This window comes from Streptomyces yamdrokensis (assembly GCF_053890455.1).
In genome coordinates, this window is the sequence record NZ_CM132679.1 from 7353371 (window position 1) to 7375230 (window position 21860).

The 21860-nt window shown below is 72.1% G+C and carries 20 protein-coding genes; 11 read left to right on the top strand and 9 right to left on the bottom strand.

Annotation, left to right across the window (positions count from 1 at the left end; all coding sequences use genetic code 11):
• Positions 1 to 47 precede the first annotated feature (47 nt).
• Both ACWZEH_RS32310 and ACWZEH_RS32315 read right to left on the bottom strand, forming a co-directional pair.
• Positions 48 to 812: a bestrophin-like domain gene (locus tag ACWZEH_RS32310; protein WP_456194601.1), complete on the bottom strand. Its 765-nt coding sequence runs from the start codon at positions 810 to 812 to the stop codon at positions 48 to 50.
• Positions 813 to 866: 54 nt separating this feature from the next.
• Positions 867 to 998: a hypothetical protein gene (locus ACWZEH_RS32315; RefSeq protein ID WP_456194602.1), complete on the bottom strand. Its 132-nt coding sequence runs from the start codon at positions 996 to 998 to the stop codon at positions 867 to 869.
• Positions 999 to 1767: 769 nt separating this feature from the next.
• Between ACWZEH_RS32315 and ACWZEH_RS32320 the strand changes: the two genes are divergently transcribed.
• The 3 genes from ACWZEH_RS32320 to ACWZEH_RS32330 all read left to right on the top strand — a co-directional run bounded on the left by ACWZEH_RS32320 (position 1768) and on the right by ACWZEH_RS32330 (position 6045).
• The gene (locus ACWZEH_RS32320) at positions 1768 to 2718 is read left to right on the top strand and encodes an SCO0930 family lipoprotein (RefSeq protein ID WP_456194603.1); all 951 of its coding nucleotides are present in this window, start codon (positions 1768 to 1770) and stop codon (positions 2716 to 2718) included.
• A gap of 373 nt (positions 2719 to 3091) precedes the next feature.
• Positions 3092 to 3904, top strand: coding sequence for an SAM-dependent methyltransferase (locus ACWZEH_RS32325; protein ID WP_456194604.1), 813 nt, complete (start codon positions 3092 to 3094; stop codon positions 3902 to 3904).
• A complete protein-coding gene (locus tag ACWZEH_RS32330; RefSeq protein WP_456194605.1) occupies positions 3901 to 6045 on the top strand; it encodes a putative bifunctional diguanylate cyclase/phosphodiesterase in 2145 nt (714 codons plus the stop codon). The genes ACWZEH_RS32325 and ACWZEH_RS32330 overlap by 4 nt, the downstream gene beginning before the upstream one ends.
• 522 nt (positions 6046 to 6567) lie before the next feature.
• Here ACWZEH_RS32330 and ACWZEH_RS32335 read toward each other — a convergent pair.
• Positions 6568 to 7452 (bottom strand): LysR family transcriptional regulator, encoded by an 885-nt coding sequence (locus ACWZEH_RS32335; RefSeq protein WP_456194606.1) that lies wholly within the window; start codon positions 7450 to 7452, stop codon positions 6568 to 6570.
• Between the two features lie 131 nt (positions 7453 to 7583).
• Between ACWZEH_RS32335 and ACWZEH_RS32340 the strand changes: the two genes are divergently transcribed.
• The 6 genes from ACWZEH_RS32340 to ACWZEH_RS32365 all read left to right on the top strand — a co-directional run bounded on the left by ACWZEH_RS32340 (position 7584) and on the right by ACWZEH_RS32365 (position 13941).
• Complete coding sequence (locus ACWZEH_RS32340) at positions 7584 to 8255, top strand: succinate dehydrogenase (protein WP_456194607.1); 672 nt, start codon at positions 7584 to 7586, stop codon at positions 8253 to 8255.
• 1 nt (position 8256) lies between these two features.
• On the top strand, positions 8257 to 10206 hold the full coding sequence (locus ACWZEH_RS32345) for a fumarate reductase/succinate dehydrogenase flavoprotein subunit (RefSeq protein ID WP_456194608.1): 1950 nt from the start codon (positions 8257 to 8259) through the stop codon (positions 10204 to 10206).
• Positions 10203 to 10952 carry a succinate dehydrogenase/fumarate reductase iron-sulfur subunit gene (locus ACWZEH_RS32350; RefSeq protein WP_456194609.1) on the top strand — a complete coding sequence of 250 codons (750 nt, stop codon included), beginning with the start codon at positions 10203 to 10205 and terminating at the stop codon, positions 10950 to 10952. Before ACWZEH_RS32345 ends, ACWZEH_RS32350 begins: the two co-directional genes overlap by 4 nt.
• A gap of 239 nt (positions 10953 to 11191) precedes the next feature.
• Positions 11192 to 11965, top strand: a complete 774-nt coding sequence (locus ACWZEH_RS32355) for a GNAT family N-acetyltransferase (RefSeq protein ID WP_456194610.1) — start codon at positions 11192 to 11194, stop codon at positions 11963 to 11965.
• Complete coding sequence (locus ACWZEH_RS32360; protein ID WP_456194611.1) at positions 11962 to 12921, top strand: lysophospholipid acyltransferase family protein; 960 nt, start codon at positions 11962 to 11964, stop codon at positions 12919 to 12921. The genes ACWZEH_RS32355 and ACWZEH_RS32360 overlap by 4 nt, the downstream gene beginning before the upstream one ends.
• Positions 12922 to 12945: 24 nt before the next feature.
• Entirely contained in the window at positions 12946 to 13941 is a 996-nt protein-coding gene (locus tag ACWZEH_RS32365; protein WP_456194612.1) for a DUF2382 domain-containing protein, read from the top strand.
• 36 nt (positions 13942 to 13977) lie between these two features.
• Here the strand turns inward: ACWZEH_RS32365 and ACWZEH_RS32370 are convergent, their stop codons facing one another.
• Positions 13978 to 15027 (bottom strand): LLM class flavin-dependent oxidoreductase, encoded by a 1050-nt coding sequence (locus ACWZEH_RS32370; RefSeq protein WP_456194613.1) that lies wholly within the window; start codon positions 15025 to 15027, stop codon positions 13978 to 13980.
• Positions 15028 to 15122: 95 nt separating this feature from the next.
• On the opposite strand from ACWZEH_RS32370, the gene ACWZEH_RS32375 reads away from it, so the two are divergent.
• The gene (locus ACWZEH_RS32375; protein WP_456194614.1) at positions 15123 to 15614 is read left to right on the top strand and encodes a phosphatase domain-containing protein; all 492 of its coding nucleotides are present in this window, start codon (positions 15123 to 15125) and stop codon (positions 15612 to 15614) included.
• Positions 15615 to 15651: 37 nt separating this feature from the next.
• On the opposite strand, the gene ACWZEH_RS32380 is transcribed toward ACWZEH_RS32375, so the two are convergent.
• From ACWZEH_RS32380 to egtA, 5 genes are all read right to left on the bottom strand, one after another.
• Complete coding sequence (locus ACWZEH_RS32380) at positions 15652 to 15867, bottom strand: dodecin (RefSeq protein ID WP_456194615.1); 216 nt, start codon at positions 15865 to 15867, stop codon at positions 15652 to 15654.
• Positions 15868 to 16074: 207 nt separating this feature from the next.
• Complete coding sequence (gene egtD, locus ACWZEH_RS32385) at positions 16075 to 17037, bottom strand: L-histidine N(alpha)-methyltransferase (protein ID WP_456194616.1); 963 nt, start codon at positions 17035 to 17037, stop codon at positions 16075 to 16077.
• A complete protein-coding gene (gene egtC / locus ACWZEH_RS32390; protein WP_456194617.1) occupies positions 17034 to 17876 on the bottom strand; it encodes an ergothioneine biosynthesis protein EgtC in 843 nt (280 codons plus the stop codon). Before egtC ends, egtD begins: the two co-directional genes overlap by 4 nt.
• Complete coding sequence (gene egtB / locus ACWZEH_RS32395) at positions 17876 to 19192, bottom strand: ergothioneine biosynthesis protein EgtB (RefSeq protein WP_456194618.1); 1317 nt, start codon at positions 19190 to 19192, stop codon at positions 17876 to 17878. Before egtB ends, egtC begins: the two co-directional genes overlap by 1 nt.
• A complete protein-coding gene (gene egtA / locus ACWZEH_RS32400; RefSeq protein ID WP_456194619.1) occupies positions 19189 to 20577 on the bottom strand; it encodes an ergothioneine biosynthesis glutamate--cysteine ligase EgtA in 1389 nt (462 codons plus the stop codon). The genes egtB and egtA overlap by 4 nt, the downstream gene beginning before the upstream one ends.
• A gap of 344 nt (positions 20578 to 20921) precedes the next feature.
• On the opposite strand from egtA, the gene ACWZEH_RS32405 reads away from it, so the two are divergent.
• Positions 20922 to 21860, top strand: coding sequence for a TIGR02452 family protein (locus ACWZEH_RS32405; protein WP_456194620.1), 939 nt, complete (start codon positions 20922 to 20924; stop codon positions 21858 to 21860).

Here is a 21860-nt window from a genome sequence, read left to right on the forward strand (position 1 = left end):
CGGATGGATACCGCCGAGCGCCTCCGACTTGATCCGCCGGGCAGGCCCTAGCTCCCGACGTCGGGGAACAGGAGGCGGAACGGATCGGCCGACGCGGCGAGACCACGGCTGAACGGCGCGTCGAAATCCCAGATCAGGAAGAGCAGGAAGGCGATCAGTGCCGAGAACAGAGCGGCGAGGATCAGCTCCCGCCGGGTGCGCCGGATCTGCAGCGCGAAGATCATCCCGATGGTGATGACGGCCCCGCCGATCAGCCCGAACCACACCACGCCCGGCATGGTCTCCCCGGTCGACTCCGCACGGGCCGCGCGTGCCTGGTCGGCGGCGGACACCTGGTCGACGAGCGGCTGATAGGCCTGGGCCTCGAAGTCCGTCCGCGGTTCGTAGTCGGTGACGTCCCGGCGGATCCGGTCGAGCAACTCGGTCCCGCGCCCGGTGACCCGTCCGTCGTCGGCCATGGTGCGCCACTCGGTGGTCACGACGTGTCCGACATAGGCGTTGACATCGTCCCGAATACGGTCGCGGACGTCGGCCGGATAGATCCGCACCCGCTCCGAGATCTCGTGCAGCGCCACCGCCTCCGCCCGTACGTGGTCCTGGGCCGCGCCGCGCCCCTCCCAGACTCCGGCGATGGCAAGACCCAGGACGATGGCGTACACCACGCCGATCCACATCGTCATGTACTCGATGACGTCCGGGGTCTCACTGGGGTCCTCGTCGTCGGGGGCCGCGCGGTGACGTATGAGGGTGATGGCGACCACCACGGCGCAGACGGCCAGCATCGCGAGGGTGAGAACAAGCCATTCCGGCAAGAGGTGCCTCCACGGCGGGTTGTGGGGTTCGGCGGAAACGGGCGGGCCCGGGGCTCAGCGGGGCCGCAGCGCCGCGATGGCGACGACCGCGGGCATGGTGATGAGCAGGACGAAGGTGAGCGGTGACATGGCGCCGCCGGACGGCCGCTTGACCGGAGGTGCCGCGCGATACCGGGGGTAGTGCACGGGCGTCACGGAGGGGCGGGGTGCGGGGGTGGCCGACGGTGCGGGTGAAGGGCCCGGTGGCGGTGGGGGAGGTGCGGGCGGTGGGGGCGGGGCCGGACGGGCGGGGGGTGGTGCCGGGCGGGCCTGGCGCGGGGGCGGTGGGGGTGTGGGGTCGGGTTTCGTGGTGGTGGGTCCGGGCTTGGGTGGTGGGGGAGCGGGCGGTGGCGGGGGTGGAGTGGGGTCGGGCGCGGGCGGCGGAGGGGGCGGGGCCGGTGTGGGCGGGGGCGTGGGTGGAGGGGCGGGGGGTGAACAGTCCGGAGGGAGCGGCCAGGTCAGTTTTCCGGCGATCGCCACCGCCTCCGTTCCCCCCGGGCCCGTCGAGGCGTAGGCGCACGCGTCGGCCACCGCCGTGCCCGGCGCGCCGGTGAGCGCCCAGGTCAGCGTGGCTGCCGCCAACGCCCGGGTGACGAGGGCGGATCGGATCGGTACGAGTCCTTGCACGACGAAGATCATGAGCCGTGCTCCGCCAGGACACGCGGGAGTGCCGGATGATTACCCCGATGGAGGTAAATCCGGCAACTTCCGTTTGGTCCGGTACTGATCACCCGATGGTGGCGTGTGCGCGGATGTGCGAGGCGGGAGGGACGGACCGGGTGAGAAGGGGAGGAACCGTGTGCTCCAAAAGAAATATCGGCCCGCGTTGAACACGGCAGGTGTGCTGGTGCGTACTCCACGTCGAGCGGCGGCGCAGCAGGGCGCTGCAACACCCTTGCGATGATCTGGAGCTGAGATGAAGACCTCCTGGCGGACCGCCTCACTGGTGGTGAGCGCCGCGGCGGTGCTGACGCTGACGACGGCGTGCGGTCAGGACACCCCGCCGCCGGCCAGCAGTCAGAACGTGGGCGCCTCGGCCGCGCCCGGAGACCTCGGAGGCATCGACACCGGGGCCGGTACGGAGTCCTCCACGAGCCCGGCCGGCGGTGCGGGCGAGCTGGCCGTCGCCAGCAACGCCAAACTCGGCAAGCTGGTGACGGACGAGCTCGGACTCACGCTCTACCGCTTCGACCAGGACACCGCCGAGCCTCCCAAGTCCAACTGCGACGGAGACTGTGCCGAGACCTGGCCACCGGTACTCGCCGACGACACCGCGGCCGGTGAGGGCATCGACGAGTCCCTCCTGGGTGAGGTCGCCCGGGCCGACGGCACCAAGCAGCTCACCGTCGACGGCTGGCCCGCCTACCACTACATCAAGGACGTCAACGCCGGTGACGTCAAGGGCCAGGGCGTGGGCGGCAAGTGGTTCGCGCTGACCCCCGAGGGCAAGAAGGCGCAGGAGACCGGCGAGCAGCAGGCGCAGGAGGCCGGCGGGCAGCCCGGTCTGTCCACCCGGGAGGACCCCGAACTCGGTGAGATCGTCGTCGACAAGGACGGCAGGACCGTCTACCGCTTCATGAAGGACGAGGCCTGGCCGGAGCCGGTCTCCGCCTGCACCGGTGCCTGCCTGGAGAAGTGGCCGGTGGTGGCGCCGGTCGACATCAACGACACCAAGGGCATTCAGAAGAAGAACTACATGACCTTCACCCGCCCCGACAACAAGGCCGAACAGCAGACGATCAACTGCTGGCCGATCTACACCTTCGCGGGTGACAAGGCCGCCGGCGACACCAACGGCCAGGGCGTCGGGGGGACCTGGTACGCGGTGCGGCCGAACGGAGAGCCCGTCGGCGCTCCGGAGAAGTAGCGCAACCTCCCCAGGGCTTCGTCTCCCTCCGGTGCCGTCGACCCCGGTCCGCCTCTCCGTGTCCCGCGGAGAGGCGGACCGTTTTGCCGTGATTCACCGTAACTCGCGGAATTTCCGGCGCTCTTCACTTTTCCTGCGCCACTCACCCGATTCTCCGCGCGTCACGCCATTCCGTACCCCCGGCTTCTCCGCGTGCCGGAACTCTCCGGAATGCCGCGCACACTTTTCGTAGTGTGCTCGCAGTTGTCCATTCGGCACATGCCGTAGGCAGTGACCGGGAACGGATGGTCAATTTCCGTTTGGGGTCGCTCCATTGGCGAGCGATCAGTAGCCTCGGCTCGGACACCGGATCGCCAACGCTGTGGAGAGATAGATGGAGCGTCCCGCCTGGGCCCCACGGAGCATCGACATCACGGTGCCCAGCGTTTCCCGGATGTACGACTACTACCTGGGCGGTTCGCACAACTTCGAGGTCGACCGGGAAGCGGCCCGCAGGGCCATGGAGTTCATGCCGGGGCTGCCGAAGGTCATGCAGGCGAACAGGGGGTTCCTGCGCCGGGCGGTGCGGTTCGCGGCCGGTGAGGGCGTCACCCAGTTCCTGGACATCGGCTCCGGCATCCCGACGTTCGGCAATGTGCACGAGGTGGCGCAGGCGGCCGCCCCCGGCGCGCGGGTGGTCTACGTCGACCACGACCCGGTGGCCGTCGCACACAGCCAGGCCGTCCTCGAGGGCAATGGGAACGCGGCCGTCGTCGCCGCGGACCTCCGTAAGCCCCAGGAGATCCTGGGCAGTTACGAGGTCGGGCGTCTGATCGACCCGAACCGCCCGGTGGCGCTGCTGCTCGTCGCCGTCCTCCACTTCGTGGACGACGCGGAGGACCCGTACGCGGCGGTGGCCCAACTGCGCGACGCACTCGCGCCCGGCAGTATGCTGATGCTCACCCATGCCTCCTACGAGGGAATTCCGTTGTCGCCGGAGCGGGCCGGTGGAGCGGTGGACGTGTACAAGGACATCCGCAACCCGTTGATCATGCGCTCGCGCGACGAGATCGCGCGGTTCTTCGAGGGGTACGACATGGTGGAACCCGGACTGGTGCCGATGCCGAAGTGGCGGCCGGACACCGCACCGGAGGACGAGGATCCCTACGCCTTCTCCGCTTACGCGGGCGTGGGGCGTACCGCGTGAGCGCGGAGCCGGACGGGCCGGAGGACAGACTGCGCCGGTTCGCGACGATCTGGAGCCGGGCGGTCTTCCCGGTGACCTCGACCTCGTCGACCCGGCCGGAGTTGGAGAAGCAACTGCTCCCGCTGGCACGGCGGTTGAGCGAGGCGCTGTGGGCGAGGGCTTTCGACCCGGACACCGGCAGGGCGGTCGGCGCCGCCCTGGTGGAGGCGCACTGCACCGACCCGGAGGCGCTCAGCCGGACCCTGGACTGCGTGGACGCCTACCTCGTCCTGTACTGCGGCGGCGACGGTGACCGCGAGGACCTGCGGGCGCGCAGTGCCAGGCTGCAGCACGCCATGGCCGCCGGATACGCGCAGGCGCTGCGCGAGCGGACGCTGGCCGAGCAGGAGGCCATCGCCCAGGCCGCGCTGCGGGCACAGGGCGTGGTGGCCCAGGCCCTGCACGACACCGAGGCCAGGTTCCGCGCGGTCTTCGAGGGCGCGGCCATAGGCATCGGCATCGCCGACCTCAAGGGCAACATCCTCCAGGTCAACGCCGCCCTGCGGCGCATGTTCGGCCTGTCGGAGCAGAGCCTGCGCAGCCGCAGTGTCCCGGAGTGGACGCACCCCGACGACGCCCCGCAGACCTGGGCCCTCTACGACGAGCTGGTACGCGGCGAGCGCGAGCACTACCACCTCGAGAAGGCGTTCTACCGGCCCGACGGCACGGTGCTGTGGACCAACCTCACGGTGTCCCTGCTGCGTGACGCCGACGGTGAACCGCAGTACCAGCTCGCGCTCATGGAGGACACCACCGAGCGGCGGCTGCTCAACCTCCGGCTGCGCTACGAGGCCACCCACGACGCGCTGACTGGTCTGCCCAACCGCACGTTCTTCTTCGAGCGGCTCGAGAAGGCGCTGAACGCGGGCGAGGGGCAGCGCTTCGGCCTGTGCTACCTCGACCTGGACGGTTTCAAGACCGTCAACGACAGTCTCGGACACGCGGCCGGTGACCGGCTGCTCGTCGAGGTCGCCGACCGGCTCCAGTCCTGCGCCACCGCGCCCGGTGAGATGGTCGCCCGGCTCGGCGGCGACGAGTTCGTGGCGCTGACCACGGGCCCCGACACCCAGCACACGGTCGACGAACTCGCCGCCCGCATCATGAACGCGCTGCTCGCCCCCATCGGCGTCGACGGCAGGGACCTGACCGTGCGCGGCAGCATCGGCGTGGTCGAGGGGCCGGCCGGGGAGCGCGGTCCGGCGGAGGTGCTGCGCAGCGCCGACATCACCATGTACCGGGCCAAGTCGGCGGGCGGCAACCGCTTCGAGCTCGCCGACCCGGAGTCCGACGCCCGGGCCATCACCCGGCACGGCCTGACCACGGCGCTGCCCGCGGCGCTGGAACGGGGCGAGTTCTTCATCGAGTACCAGCCTCTGGTGCACCTCGGCGACGGCAGCGTCCGGGGCGCCGAGGCGCTGGTGCGCTGGCTGCACCCGCAGCACGGGGTGCTCTCGCCGGACCGGTTCATCCCGCTCGCCGAGCACACCGGCCTGATCGTCCCGCTGGGCCGCTGGGTGCTCGAGCAGTCCGTGCGGCAGGCCCGCGCATGGCAGGAGCGGCACGGCGGTGCGGACGCGTTCGGCCCGCTGCGCATCAACGTGAACCTCTCGCCCTGCCAGCTCACCCACCCCGGCCTGGTCCAGGACACCGTCGACATCCTGGAGCGCACCGGCGTCGAGCCGGACGCGCTGTGCCTGGAGGTGACCGAGTCGGCGCTGATCGGCGCGGACGACGACCTGCTGAAGCCGCTGCGCCGGCTCGCGGAGATGGGCGTCGACATCGCCCTGGACGACTTCGGCACCGGCTACTCCAACCTCGCCAACCTGCGCCGCCTCCCGGTGAGCGTCCTCAAACTGGACCGCTCCTTCACCCAGAGCATGCAGCAGTTCCCGGCGGATCCGGTCGACCTCAAGATCGTCGAGGGGATCGTCTCCCTGGCCCACAGCCTGGATCTCGCGGTGACGGTGGAGGGGGTCGAGACGGGGGCCCAGGCCGAACAGCTCCGCATACTCGGCTGTGACACCGCCCAGGGCTGGTACTACGCCCGCCCGGGTCCACCGGAGCGACTGCATGAGCTGGCCCTGGTGGACGCGACGGGGTGACCGCCTCGTACCGACGGCCTGACCGAGGCGGCGTGGCGATGCCGGGCGGCGGCCGTCACGATGCGCCGACGGGGGCCGCAGCGGCGGCCCGGCCCCGTGCCCGCCGCCCGGTCCGCGGGCGCGGGTCTGGACGTCGGATCCTGCGCCGGCGGGCGCCGCGGGCGCTCCCGTCCTCGGCGTGTGCTCCGCCGGCCGCACCGGCGTCCCGTCCGTCGGCCCGGCCCGTAGCAGCCGCCGACAGGGAACGCCGCCCATGGTGCGGGCCGCCGCCGGCCGCCGGGAGTGCTCCGGCCCGCCCGCCACGGGTGCCGGACGTGCGCCCGCGGGGACCTCGGCGGCGGCTCCCGGGCCGGGGGCTCACGGTTCGAGCCCGGTCGTGCTCGTGCCCCCGGGCGGACGCGGTGCACGGGGCACGGTGAGGGTGCTGCCCGCGCGGCGGGTTCAGGGCCACCCGGCCGACCGGCCGGTGCGGGCGCCGGCCGGTACGGGCCGGTGTCGGCCGATGCGGTGCGGCCGGCGTGCTCACCGCTCAAGCAGCATCCGCTGGAGCTCCCGGGCCGCCCGAGGCGGAGCCACGTCGCTGCGGTGGGCCAGGGCGATGGTGCGGTCGAGGCCGGGGTGGGCCAGAGGGGTGACCCGCAGCCCCTGACCGGACCGCGCGGCGACCATGCGGGGCACGACGGCGAGGCCCAGGCCCGCCCGGACGAAGCCCAGCACCGCGTCCATCTCGCCGCCCTCCACCGCGAAGTCCGGCTCGAAGCCCTCCGCGCGGCACGCGGCCACCGTCAGCTCCCGCAGGTCGTAGCCGTGCCGGAACATCACCAGACGCTCGCCCTCCAGGTCGGCGACGCGCACGGTGCGCCGGCCCCGGCCGGGCTTCGGGGCGTCGGGGGAGGACACCACCACCAGGTCCTCGCGCAGCAGCTCCACCGTGGTGAGCGCGGGAGAGGGGGCAGGCAGGGGCAGCACGACCAGGGCCAGGTCCAGGGCGCCGCGGGCCAGCTCGCGCACAAGGTCGTGGGAGCCGCCCTCCTCGATCAGCAGCCGGATGCCCGGGTAGCGGTCGTGGAAGGCGCGCAGCACGTCCGGCAGCAGACCGGTGCACAGACTCGGGGTCGCCCCCAGCCTGACCCGGCCGCTGCGCAGCTGTGCCAGCTCCTGCACCTCGTGCCGGGCCGTGTCCGCGTCGGCGAGGATGCGCCGGGCCAGCGGCAGCAGCGCCTCGCCCGCGTCGGTCAGCGTGATGTTGCCGCGGGCCCGCAGGAACAGATCCGCCCCCAGTTCCCTCTCCAGCGCCTTGATCTGCTGGGAGAGGGACGGCTGCGCGACATGGACCGTCTCCGCGGCCCGGGTGAAGTGCTGGGTCTCGGCGACCGCCACGAAGTACTGGAGCTGCTGGAACTGCATGGGCCCAGCATAGTGCCACCATAGGTGGAGCCTATGGAAACGAGGTGTTCCATGTCTTGGACCGATGGGGACCTTTGGCCCTAGCGTGCTGTGACATGGCTCTGGCAACGCGGACGGACCGACGACCGTCCATGGCACGCACCGTGTGGGACTCGACCGTCGGCAAGAAGACAGTGATGGCCGTCAGTGGCCTGATCATGCTGCTCTACCTGGTCGCCCACATGCTCGGCAACCTGAAGATCTACTTCGGGGCGCCCGAGTTCAACGAGTACGCGCACTGGCTGCGCACCATGGGCGAGCCCCTCCTGCACTACGAGTGGGCCCTGTGGGCGGTCCGCGTCGTGCTCGTCGTCGCGGTCGTCGCGCACGCCGTCTCCGCGTACCAGCTCAGCCGCCGCGACATCAGGGCGCGTCCCAGCAAGTACGTCCACAAGAAGGCGCGGGCCGGTTACGCCACGCGCACCATGCGCTGGGGCGGGATCATCCTCGCCCTGTTCATCGTCTGGCACATCCTCGACCTGACCACCGGACACGTGCACTCCGGCGGCTTCGAGACGGGCAAGCCCTACCAGAACGTCGTGGACACCTTCTCCACCTGGTACGGCAACGTCATCTACGTCGTCGCGGTGCTCGCCCTCGGCCTGCACATCCGGCACGGCTTCTGGAGCGCGGCCCAGACCCTCGGTGTCGGCAGCCGCACCCGCGACCGCGCCCTGAAGTCCCTGGCGAACGTCCTCGCGCTGCTGCTCACGATCGGCTTCCTCGCCGTCCCCGTGGGCGTCATGACCGGAGTGGTGAGCTGATATGACTACCTATGCCGAGTACACGACCGGTGAGCCGGTCGTCGACACCAAGGCCCCGTCCGGGCCGATCGAGGAGCGCTGGGACAAGCGCCGCTTCGAGGCCAAGCTGGTCAACCCCGCCAACCGGCGGCGGCAGACCGTCATCGTCGTCGGTACCGGCCTGGCCGGCGGCTCCGCCGGCGCCACGCTGGCCGAACAGGGTTACCGCGTCGTCCAGTTCTGCTATCAGGACTCCCCGCGCCGGGCCCACTCCATCGCCGCGCAGGGCGGCATCAACGCGGCGAAGAACTACCGCAACGACGGCGACTCCGTGCACCGTCTCTTCTACGACACCGTCAAGGGCGGCGACTTCCGCTCGCGCGAGTCCAACGTGCGCCGCCTCGCGCAGATCTCCGTCGAGATCATCGACCAGTGCGTCGCCCAGGGCGTGCCGTTCGCCCGTGAGTACGGCGGCCTGCTCGACACCCGCTCCTTCGGAGGCGTCCAGGTCTCCCGCACCTTCTACGCCCGCGGCCAGACGGGCCAGCAGCTCCTCCTCGGCGCCTACCAGGCCCTCTCGAGGCAGATCGCCGCCGGCAACGTCGAGATGCACCCGCGCACCGAGATGCTCGACCTGATCGTCGTCGACGGCCGGGCCCGCGGGATCGTCGCCCGGGACCTGATCACGGGGAGGATCGGCACCTACTTCGCGGACGCCGTCGTCCTCGCCACCGGCGGCTACGGCAACGTCTTCTACCTGTCGACGAACGCCATGAACTCCAACGCGACCGCCGTCTGGCGGGCGCACCGGCGCGGCGCGTACTTCGCCAACCCCTGCTTCACCCAGATCCACCCCACCTGCATCCCGCGCACCGGCGACCACCAGTCCAAGCTGACGCTGATGAGCGAGTCGCTGCGCAACGACGGCCGCATCTGGGTGCCCAGGGCCAAGGGCGACGACCGCCCGCCGAACAGGATCCCCGAGGACGAGCGCGACTACTACCTGGAGCGCATCTACCCGTCCTTCGGCAACCTGGTGCCCCGCGACATCGCCTCCCGTGCCGCCAAGAACGTCTGCGACGAGGGCAGGGGCGTCGGCCCCGGCGGCCAGGGCGTCTACCTGGACTTCGCCGACGCCATCGGGCGCATGGGACGCAAGGCGGTCGAGGCCAAGTACGGCAACCTCTTCGACATGTACCAGCGGATCACCGACGAGGACCCCTACCGGGTGCCGATGCGGATCTACCCCGCCGTGCACTACACGATGGGCGGCCTGTGGGTCGACTACGACCTGCAGACCACCGTCCCCGGCCTGTTCGCCGTCGGCGAGGCCAACTTCTCCGACCACGGCGCCAACCGGCTCGGCGCCTCCGCGCTGATGCAGGGCCTGGCCGACGGCTACTTCGTCCTCCCGGCCACCGTCAACGACTACCTGGCGCGCAACCCGCACAAGGACGAGGTGGACGCCGGCCATCCGGCGGTGCAGGAGGTCCTGGCCGAGACCGAGGACCGGCTCAACCTGCTCCTCTCCGTCGACGGTGACCGCACCCCCGACTCCTTCCACCGCGAACTCGGCGAACTCATGTGGGAGTTCTGCGGCATGGCCCGCACCGACTCGGGTCTGCGCAAGGCACTGGAGCGCATCCCGCAGATCCGCGAGGAGTTCTGGAGGAGGATCAAGGTGCCCGGCACGGGCGAGGAGTTCAACCAGTCCCTGGAGCGGGCCAACCGCATCGTCGACTACCTCGAGCTCGCCGAGCTGATGTGTCTCGACGCCCTGCACCGCGCCGAATCCTGCGGCGGCCACTTCCGCGAGGAGTCCCAGAGCCCCGACGGCGAGGCCGCCCGCCGGGACGAGGAGTTCACCTACGCCGCCGCCTGGGAGTTCACCGGCACGGGCGACGCTCCCGTCCTGCACAGGGAAGACCTCGTCTTCGAGTACGTCCACCCCACTCAGCGGAGCTACGCATGAAGCTGACCCTGCGCGTCTGGCGGCAGAAGAACGCCGACGCCGACGGCGCCATGTCCACGTACGAAGTGGACGGCATCTCACCCGACATGTCCTTCCTGGAAATGCTCGACACCCTCAACGAGGAACTCACCCTCGAGGGCGAGGACCCGGTCGCCTTCGACCACGACTGCCGCGAGGGCATCTGCGGCGCCTGCTCGCTGGTCATCAACGGCGACGCCCACGGTCCCGAGCGCACCACCACCTGCCAGCTGCACATGCGGTCCTTCAAGGACGGCGACACCATCGACGTCGAACCGTGGCGGGCGGCGGCCTTCCCGGTGGTCAAGGACCTCGTCGTCGACCGGACGGCCTTCGACCGGATCATCCAGGCCGGCGGCTACGTCAGCGTCCCCACCGGCTCGGCGCCCGAGGCGCACGCCACGCCCGTCCCGAAGCCGGACGCGGACCTCGCCTTCGAGCACGCCGAGTGCATCGGCTGCGGCGCCTGCGTCGCGGCCTGCCCCAACGGTGCTGCGATGCTCTTCACCTCGGCGAAGATCAACCACCTCAACGTGCTGCCGCAGGGCGCGCCCGAGCGCGAGACCCGGGTGCTCGACATGGTGGCGCAGATGGACGACGAGGGTTTCGGCGGCTGCACCCTCGCCGGGGAGTGCGCCACCGCCTGCCCGAAGGGCATCCCGCTGACCTCCATCACCGGGATGAACAAGGAGTGGCTGCGCGCCACGGCCAGGGGAACCGGCCGGTAACCACCGTTGCGGGCAACAGGAAACGTTCGCCAGAGGGCGGACGGGCGGGACCGGGAGTGGTGCTCATCCCCGGTCCCGTCTGCTGTCCGGGCAACGCCCGACGCCGGCCGGGCGGCGCCTGGCATTCAGCATTCCCACATCCGCGCTCCCGGCTCAGGTCACGTACACGCCAACCGGCATCGGCAGAAACAAGGGGAGTCCCCACCTTCCCCGCTCCGGCGCGTGACCAGGAGAGAGCCATGACCGGCGTCCTGACCGTAGACCACCCCGTGAAGCCCGCGGCACCCACCCGCTACACCGTCACCCTCGCCCGAGACGAGGACGACGTGCGTGCCGCCCAGCGGCTGCGGCACGACGTCTTCGCCGGCGAGCTGGGCGCCCTGCTGTCCACTCCCCGGCCGGGCCTGGACATCGACCCCTTCGACGCCTACTGCGACCACCTCCTCGTGCGCGAGGAGGTGAGCGGCCAGGTGGTCGGCACCTACCGGCTGCTGCCGCCCGAACGCGCCGCGGTCGCCGGCGGCCTGTACGCGGAGACCGAGTTCCACATCGCCGCCCTCGACCCGATCCGGCCGGGCCTCGTCGAGGTCGGCCGCTCCTGCGTGCACCCCGACCACCGTGACGGCGCGGTCATCGGCCTCATCTGGGCCGGCATCGCCCGCTACATGACCGACCGGGGCCACGAATGGCTCGCGGGCTGCTGTTCCATCCCGCTCACCGACGGCGGCGCGCTCGCCGCCGCCACCTGGGACCGTGTCCGGGGCAAGCACCTCGCCCCCGAGGAGTACCGGGTACACCCCCTGCGCCCGTGGCGGCCGACGACCGCGGCATCCGCCGCCCGCACCGAGCTGCCCGCCCTGCTGCGCGGCTACCTCCGGCTCGGCGCCTGGGTCTGCGGCGAACCCGCGCACGACGCGGACTTCGGTGTCGCCGACCTGTACGTGCTGCTGCCGATGAGCCGGGTCGACCAGCGCTATCTGCGGCACTTCCTCTCTCTCGTGCCGGCCGGATGAGTGTCTGGCTGCCGGGCGCGCCCTGCACCCCGAGCGGCTGCGTGGAGCCGACGGGGGCCGCGAGGGCCGTACCGGGGGCGGTGCTGCGACTGGCCGCGGTCGTCGCCCTGGTCCTCGCCGGGATCCTGCTGCTGCCCGTCGGGCGGCTGATCCCGGCGGGTCTCGTCGGCCGGTGGTGCCGGTGGATCGTACGGGCCGCCGGGGTCCGGGTCCGTGTCACCGGCGGCGCCGCGCCCGCCGGCGGGCTGCTGCTCGTCGCCAACCACATCTCCTGGCTGGACGTCCCCCTGCTGGGCGCGGTCCGTCCGGCCCGCATGCTGGCGAAGGCCGAGATACGGCAGTGGCCGCTGGCGGGGCCTCTGGTCGAACGCAGCGGCGTCCTGTTCATCGACCGCGACCGGCTGCGCGCCCTGCCGGGCACGGTCGCCCGGATCGCCGGGGCGCTCGGTGAGGGTTCGGCCGTCGCGGTCTTCCCCGAGGGCAGCACCTGGTGCGGCCGCGGCCAGGGCTCCTTCCGCCGGGCCGCCTTCCAGGCGGCGCTCGACGCCGGGGTCCCGGTCCAGCCGGTCCGCATCCACTACCGCGACGCGCACGGAACACCCGCCACCGCCCCGGCCTTCGTCGGGGACGACACCCTGGTGGCGTCCCTGTGGCGGGTGGTCTCGGCCCGGGGCCTGGTCGCCGAGGTCGGGATACGGGCAGCCATCCCGCCGGGCAGCCACCCGGACCGCCGCACCCTGGCCGCCGCCGCGCAGCCGCACGACGGTTCGAAACGGGACCACGGACCGCTCCGGAAGCCGTGCGGGTGGCAGCACAGCGGGCCGGGCACCAGGCGGGAACCCTGGCGAGGACCGTCGGTCGCGACCACCGGAAGTGAGCGCTGTCGAAAATTAAGCGCCTTTTGTCCTCTATGTGAAGTTTTTACCGCGCTGAGGAGGACATCCGGACGGGAGTGACACCTGAAAGGAGGGTGAGGCCAGATGATCACCCGCGATGAGGTCAGGATCCTCCTGGACCACCCCGTCTACGACGGCGAAGGCAACAAGATCGGTGAGGCCAAGCATGTCTTCTTCGACGACATGAGCGGCCGCCCCGAGTGGGTGAGTGTCAAGACGGGCATGTTCGGCACCAGCGAGTCGTTCATCCCCATCCGCGACGCCGAACTGGTGGAGGACCACCTCGAAGTCCCGTATCCCAAGGACAAGATCAAGGGCGCACCCGAGGTCGACGTCGACTCGCAGGGCCACCTGTCGGAGTCGGAGGAACACCGGCTGTACGACTACTACGGCATCGACTGGGGCGGTGTGCTGCGCGACGACACCGACGACTCCGGCGAGGGCCGCACCGACAAGGCCCCCGGCAGGGGCGTGGCCGGGGCCGCGGGTGCCGCCGGCGCCGCCCGTACGCCGGGCAAGGACCGGACGGCGACGAGGACGACCACCACCGCGGGAACGGCATCGGCGGGCACGTCGGCGACGACCGGCAAGGCCGGCCCCACGGGTGCCGCCGCGACCACCGGCCGGACCGGCGTGCGGGCAGGGCAGGGCGCCGAGTCCATGACCCGCATGGAGGAGGAGATGCACGTCCGCGTCGAGCGGCGCGAGACCGGACGGGCCAAGCTGCACAAGTACGTCGTGACGGAGGACGTCGAACAGACCGTGCCCGTGCGCCACGAGGAGGTACGCGTGGTGCGCGAGCCGATCACGGAGGCCGACCGTGAGGCCGCGATGTCCGGCGCCGAGATGGGTGAGGCCGACTACGAGGTCACGCTGCACGAGGAGCGGCCCGTCGTGGAGACCAGGGCGGTGCCCGTCGAGCGGGTGCGGCTGACCACGGAGGAGCGCACCGAGAACAAGACCGTACGGGGCCGGATCCGCAAGGAGCGCATCGAGAGCGAGGGCGTACCGGACGACACCACGCGGCGGGACGACGCCGCCGGACGGGGCCGCGACGTTCCACGCCGGGGCCGCCCATGACCGGACGGCACACCGTGAGCGCGCCGGTGGATCCGCTCACCGGCGCACCGCGCTGCCGCCCTCCGTGTCCGTGGGATCCGTGGGCCCGGCGAGACCGGTCAGGGCGGCGAGCCGCCGGTAGGATTCCAGCAGGCCCGTACGGTCATGGGTGCTGGTGGTGACGAGGACCTCCTGGGCCCCCGTCTCCTTCAGCACCGTCTCCAGCTCGTCGGCCACCTGCTCCTCCGTGCCGGCGATGTGACCGCCGAGCCCGGACTCGTACAGGCCGCGTTCCTTCGCCGTCATGGTGAGCGACTCGACGTGTTCGGCGGACGGCAGCGGCGGGAAGGTTCCGCGGGTCCGTGAGTGCGCCATCGACCAGGCCTCCGGGAGCAGGAGCCGGCGGGCCTGTCCGGGCGTGTCCGCCACGGCGACCGTCCCGGAGATCACCACGTACGGCTCGCTCGCCCAGGCGGACCGGTGGAAGTGCTCCCGGTAGTGGTCGATGCCGCGCCGCATCCGGTCGCGGTCGCGCAGGTCGCCGATGACCATGGGCAGACCCGCACGGGCGGCGATCGTCGCGCCCTCACCCATGGCCAGCACGAACGGCGGCACGGTCAGGCCCTCGGCCGGACGGGCGTGCACGCCGGTGGGGGACGTGCCGCGGAACCAGCCGAGCAGCTCGTCGATCTGGGCGCCGAAGTCCTCGGCGTCGTCCTTGTCCCGGCCCAGGGCCCTGCGCACCCCGTCGGTGAATCCCACCGAGCGGCCCAGACCCATGTCGATCCGCCCCGGGAAGAGGGACTCCAGCACGCCGAACTGCTCGGCCACGACGAGCGGTCGATGGTTGGGCAGCATCACTCCGCCGGTACCGACACGGATCGTCCGGGTCGCCGCGGCGACGGCGGCGGCCAGCACCGTCGGCGCGGAGCCGGCGACCCCGGGCACACCGTGGTGCTCCGAGACCCAGAACCGGTGGTAACCGAGTTCCTCCAGCTCCCGCGCCAGGCGCACGGTGTCGCGCAGCGCCTCGGGGCCACTGTGCCCCTCACGGGTGCGGGAGCGGTCGAGGACGGAGAAACGGGTCCGGGAGATCAGCGGAGTCACATCCGGTTCAACGTCCGGACGGCCGCGGCATTCCCGTTGACCGCTTTCCCCTCGGGCGTAACGGGCAGGAGCGTCGCTTGTCTAGGCTGGGCGGCGTGACCAACCGTGACAAGCGCCCGCTCGCCGTGTTCGACCTGGACAACACCCTCGCCGACACCGCGCACCGACAGCGGTTCCTGGAGCGCAGGCCGCGGGACTGGGACGCCTTCTTCGCCGCCGCGCCCGAGGACCAGCCCCTCGCGGAGGGCGTCGCGCTGGTGCGCGAGAGGGCGCGGGAGTGCGAGATCGTCTACCTCACCGGGCGTCCCGAGCGCTGCCGGAGCGACACGCTGGAGTGGCTGGCCGCCCAGGAGCTGCCCGAAGGGCCGGTGCACATGCGCGGCGACGCCGACCGGCGGCCCGCCCGGTACACCAAGCTGGCGGTCCTGCGCCGCCTTGCCCGCACCCGGGAGATCCGTGTGCTCGTGGACGACGACGAACTGGTCTGCGCGGACGCCCGGCGGGCGGGATTCACCGTCGTGCACGCCCGCTGGACGGCCCCGTCGGGGGAGCTGAGGGCGGCGCAGGAACGGGAGGGGCGGACCTGACGCCCGTCCCTCCCGCTCTCCTGTGGGGACGGGTGGCTCAGGCCGAGTCGTCCAGGCGGAAGCCGACCTTCAGACCCACCTGCCAGTGGGCGATGCGGCCCTCCTCGAGCCGGCCCCGCACCTGGGTCACCTCGAACCAGTCCAGATTCCGCAAGGTCTGCGAGGCACGCTCGACGCCGTTGCGGACGGCCTGTTCCACGCCGTCGGGCGACGTGCCGACGATCTCCGTGACCCGGTAGGTGTGGTTCGACATACGGGTGCTCCTCTCGTCGGCGGCTCCCACCGGTCCGAGAGCCGCCTCCTGTGTCACACGTCCTTCCACCGTGCCCGAGGCGGTGCCCGAGCGCGAGGTGTCGGGCCGTCCCGGGCACCTGATGTCCGGCACCCCTCGACCCGCACGAAGGCGCGGTGCACCCGTACGGGGCACACGCCCGCCTCGCGTCGCGCCGGGCCCTTCCGGTCAGCGCGCCACGCTCAGCGACAGCGCGAACCGTCCCTCCTCGTCCGTCCACCACCGGGTCGGATCCAGCCCGGCGGCAGTCAGTTCCTCCCGTACGCGCTCCCTGCGGAACTTCGCCGAGATCTCGGTGCGCAGCTCCTCGCCCGCGCCGAAGTCGACGGCGAGGTCGAGCGCGGGGATCTTCACGGTCTGCCGCTCGCGCGAGCGCAGCCGCATCTCGATCCACTCGTGCCCGGCGTCCCACACGGCCACATGGTCGAAGGCGGCCGGATCGAAGTCGGCGCCCAGCTCCCGGTTGATGACGGCCAGGACGTTCCTGTTGAACGCGGCCGTCACCCCGGCCGCGTCGTCGTACGCCCGGACCAGCACCTTCTCGTCCTTGACCAGGTCCGTACCGAGGAGCAGCCCGTCCCCCGGGGCGAGCATCGCCCGCACGGAGGCCAGGAACGCGGCCCGCTCGGCGGGCAGCAGATTGCCGAGCGTGCCGCCGAGGAACGCCACCAGGCGCGGGCCCGGGGTGTCGGGCAGCGTCATACGGCCGGTGAAGTCGTCGATCAGGGCGTGCACGTTCAGCCCCGGCCGCTCGGCGACGAGTGCCTGACCCGCCAGGGTCAGGGCGCTCTCGCTGACGTCGACGGGGACGTAGGTGTGCAGCCCGGTCAGTGCGTCGATCAGGTGGCGGGTCTTCTCCGAGGAACCGGAGCCCAGCTCGACGAGGGTGCGGGCACCGGACGCCTCGGCGATCTCACCGGAGCGGGCGAGCAGGATCTCGCGCTCCGCACGCGTCGGGTAGTACTCGGGCAGTGTGGTGATCTCCTCGAACAGCTCACTGCCCCGCGCGTCGTAGAACCACTTCGGCGGCAGCGTTCTGGGACTGCCGGTCAGGCCCTCACGGACGTCGGCGCGCAGGGCGGCGCCGGCGGCGTCCTCGGGCAGGGTGCGGGTGAGACGGAACGGACTCACGTGCGGGGCTCCTTCGGTGGTGCCGGTGTGTGTCGTGCCGATGCGGATCGTGCCGGTGTGCCGGTGCCCGCCAGGACGTCGCCCGGCTCCTTGAGCGGCGTGAGGAGCACGTCCGTGCGGCTGGCAACCAGCAGGGTGCGGTCGGGGACCTCGCGCCAGTGCGGATCGTCGTCGTACGGTTCGGAGGCCACGACGGTCCCGCCGCCCGGCCGGGAGAGGTACCACAGCGTGTCGCCCCACGCGGTCGCGGTGATCGTGTCGCCCTGGGTGAGCAGCAGGTTGAGCCGGGACCCGGGGGCCGCCGCGGCGATCTCCAGCACGGTGTCGGCCAGCGCCTGCCCCTCCGGTTCCCCGGGGTACCCCGCCCGCAGCCGGGCGAGCACGAGGGCCCACACGAGCGCGGAGTCGCTGCGGGCCTCCAGTGACAGCACGTCCTCGGGCGGCAGGGTGGCCACGAGCGGTGCGAGCGTGCCCGGCCAGCCCCGCACGGCCCCGTTGTGGCTGAACAGCCAGGCCCCTGCGGCGAACGGCGCCGCCGCGGCCTCGGCGTCCGCACCCGACAGGGTCGCGTCCCGCACGGCCGCGAGCAGCGCCGGGGTGCGGACGACCCGGGCGAGATCGGCGAACGACGGATCCGCCCAGACCGGTCCCGCCCTGCGGTACCGGGCCGGCGCCGGGTCCCCGGGCGCGTACCAGCCCACGCCGAAACCATCGGCGTTGACCGTCCCGTACCGCTGGTGCCGGGGTGCCCACGACTGGCGGTAGAGCCCGTGCGGCGGATCCACGAGGAGCCGGCCGAGCGGTTCCTCGGGTCCTACGTACGCGATATGACGGCACATCAGGTGTTCTCCGAACGGGCCGTGCGGAATCCGGAGAAGATCTGCCGCCGGATCGGATGGTCCCAGTTGCGGAACGTGCCCCGGCAGGCCACCGCGTCCACCGCGAACGAACCGCCGCGCAGCACCTTGTACCCGGTCCCGAAGAACACCTCCGAGTACTCCTTGTAGGGGAATGCCCTGAACCCCGGGTAGGGCAGGAAGTCGCTCGACGTCCACTCCCACACGTCGCCGATCAGCTGGCGCACCCCGAGCGGTGACTCACCCGCCGGATAGCTGCCCGCGGGCGCGGGCCGCAGGTGGCGCTGGCCGAGGTTGGCGTGCTCCGGACCGGGTTCGGCGTCGCCCCAGGGGTAACGCGCCGAGCGGTCGCCGGCCAGGTCGTGCCGGGCGGCCTTCTCCCACTCGGCCTCGGTGGGCAGCCGGCGCCCGGCCCAGCGGGCGTACGCGTCCGCCTCGTACCAGCACACATGCAGCACCGGCTCGTCGGGCGGTACGGCCTCGGTGACGCCGAAGCGGCGCCGCAGCCACTGCCCGCCGTCCCGGCGCCAGAACAGCGGGGCGCTGACGGCGTTCCGGCGGATGTGGGCCCAGCCCTTTGTGGTCCACCAGCGGGGCTCGTCGTAACCGCCGTCCTCCATGAACGCCTGGTACGCGGCGTTCGTCACCGGTGTCGTGTCGATGTGGAACGGTGCCACCTCACGCCGGTGCGCCGGACGTTCGTTGTCCAGCGCCCACGGCTCGTCCGAGGTGCCCATGGTGAACGGGCCGCCCGGGACGAGCACTTCGGACGGACCGGTGAACAGCGGCACCGGTTCCGGGTCCGGGGCCGTCAGGGCCTGCGGGCCACTGCGCAGTTGATGGGTGATCAGCATCGTCTCGTCGTGCTGCTGTTCGTGCTGCGCGACCATCCCGAAGGCGAACCCCGCCTCGGTCAGCCGCTCACCGTGGAAGGCGGTGCTCTCCAGCACGTCCAGCGCCCGGCCACGCACCTCCGAGGCGTACCGGCGAGCCTCCTTCAAAGGCAGTAGCGGCAGCTTCGGCCGCTCGGCACGCGGGTGCTCGAAGGCGTCGTAGATGCTGTCGATCTCGGGCCGAATCGCCTCCTGACCGCCGACGGCCCGCAGCAGCCACTGCTCCTCCTGGTTGCCTATGTGAGCGAGGTCCCACACCAGCGGCGACATCAGCGGTGAGTGCTGCGCGGTGAGATCGGGCCCGTCGACACAGCTGGTCAGCAGGGTGGTCCGGTCGCGCGCGGTGATCAGCGAGGCGACCGCGCGCTCGCGCAGGACTTCGGCGTCGAGGGCGGGGTCGGTCATGAGGGGGTGTCCTTCCCGTGCGGACGCGCTCCGTGCGCGTAGGAGGCGGGGGTGCCGGGGGCGTGTGGTGTGGTTCGGGGGCGAGCGCCGGGCGTGCCTGGCGGGTGCGTCGCGACCGCTCCGGCGCGCAGGGCGTCGAGCGTGTCGTCGGCAGGGCAGCGGCCACGGGCGACATAGCGGTCCTGGTGGGCGGCCACCGCTTCCACGACATCGGTCGTGGCGCCGAGCCCGGGCAGGGCCCGCAGCGCCGCCGCGAAGCAGACGGCGGCCACCTCGCGCAGCTCCGGGTCGGCCAGGCCGCCGCGGGCGGCGTCCCGCCACAGCGGGTTGTGCGGCGCGGACCTGCCGTGGGTCCGTTCGGCCAGCGGCTTCACCGCCCGGTAGGCCGTCTCGGCGGCCTCCGGATCGTCGAACAGCGCCGTCGTCACGGCCAACGGCACGATCCAGCCGTCGTCACCGGGCTGCGCGTCGATCATCCGCAGCTCCAGATGGCCGCGCGGCCTGACCGGCGGGAACAGCGTGGTGACGTGGTAGTCGAGGTCCTCCCGGGTGGGCGCCCTCGGGACCCCTGACCTGGTCCACTCGCGAAAGGTCAGCCCCTCCGGCACGTCCCACGGCCCGCTGTCCTGCCGTACGCACATCACCGGTGCGTCCAGGACGTGCCGGGCCCAGGCGCCGCGCGGATCGGAGTCCAGCACGGGGCCGCCCGCACGGCCGGTACCGATCTGCGTCCAGCGCAGCTGCCGCGTGGACAGCCAGCCGGTGGGCCGGTGACCGGCCAGCGGGGAGTTGGCGAACGCGGCCACGAGCACCGCGCCCAGCTGGTGCGCCAGCCACCAGCGCCGTACATGACCGAGGGGGCCGGGTTCCTCGTACCCGGCGTCCAGGCACACCTGCACGGACGCCGACGCGCACATCATGGCGCGGCCGGCGGGGCCGGTGCGGTCGAAACAGGTCTCCATGGCGTCGTAGCGCGGTTCGCGCAGGAACCGGCGCGGAGTGTGCCAGGGGTCGTGGCCGAGGCCGACGAGGCCGAGCCCGTTCTCGCGCAGAACCGCGCGGACGGCGTCGAGGTCGGCGCGGACGGTGCCGACGCACTCCATGAGGGAGGCGGCGGGCTGCGAGCTGAGCTCCAGCTGGCCTCCGGGTTCGACGGTGAGCGCCGAATCCAGGGGCACGGTCCGCAGAGCGGCGTAGGCCGCTTCGAGTCGTTCGGGTGTCACGGGGAGCCGCGGGGTGCGCAGCTCGTGGACGAGCCATTCCACCTCCACGCCGAGGCGGCGCGGTGGTCCGGTCTTGAAGCAGATGCCTCGTACGAGGTCCTCCACCTCGGCTTCGGTGACGGCGGGACGTGGCTCGATACGGCCACCTGTCGAATCGGACATGTGGGAATCCTCCTGAGATGCCACCATGTCGCCCGCCCGGCGCCCTTTGGCCGGGCGGGCATCAACCCGTCCACCCAAAACCCTCACGGGGCTCGGCACAAGAGCGCCTGACGGGGCGTTCCGGGTCGGTAACCTTCCGTCCCGCCCGTTCCCGAGGGCTCTTCCAGGGGCCCTCCCACCGGCTCCCCGGGCCTTGCGGGGAGGGAAACTCCGTTGCGTCGCCTCCTCAGCATCGCTCACGATGTTCATATGGGCACGACGGGGGAGAAGCCGGCGGACGCGCCGGCGCGGACCACGGGGGAGACCGTGGGGCACGCGGTCACGGCGCGTACGGGGGTCGCGGCGTGAGCGCGCGCCTGCGCGGTGTCGCCCGCGCGACCGAGCAGATCGTGGCGGCCGGGATCTACCGCGCCCCGGCCGACGGCCGCGAGGTGCACCTGGCGGCGGCCATCGGGGCCGCACGGGACGGTACGCGGATGTACGGGCCAAAGCCGCTGCGTGTGCGGGTCCCGGCGTATGTGCCGGTACCGGTACCGATGTCGGCTTCGGCGAACTCTCCGGGCCCTGTCCCCGATGCCGGCCGGGTGCCGTCCTCGGCGTTCCGGCCGGCGGGGGCCCGGATCGAGGTCACCGGGGAGAGCAGTCTGGAGGCCGCGCGCCGGCTCGCGGGCGACCGGTACGGTTCGCCCGGCGAGCCCGCCGTGCTGAACTTCGCCTCCGCCCGGAACCCCGGGGGAGGCTACCTCAACGGCGCACAGGCCCAGGAGGAGGCCCTGTGCCGCGCCTCCGCCCTGTACGTCTGCCTGCTGCGGGCGGCCGAGTTCTACGACCACCACCGGAGCCACCGCGACCCGTTCTACACCGACCGCGTGATCCACTCACCCGCCGTGCCCGTCTTCCGCGACGACCGCGGCAGGCTCCTCGACGAGCCGTTCACGGCCGGTTTCCTCACCTCGGCCGCCCCGAACGCCGGAGTGATCCTGCGGACGGCACCGGAACGCGCGGCCGAACTGCCCCGTGCCCTGACCGTCCGGGCGGAGCGGGTGCTGGAGACCGCCGTGGCCCACGGCTACCGGCGGCTGGTGCTGGGCGCATGGGGCTGCGGGGTGTTCCGCAACGACCCGGCGCAGGTGGCGGCCGCGTTCCGGGCGCTCCTGGAGCCGGGCGGACGGTTCGCGGGAGCGTTCGAGCACGTGGTGTTCGGAATTCTGGACCGCACACGCGAGAACGAGGTCCGCACGGCGTTCGAACGGACCTTCACCGGCCTGGCGACGACCCCGTGA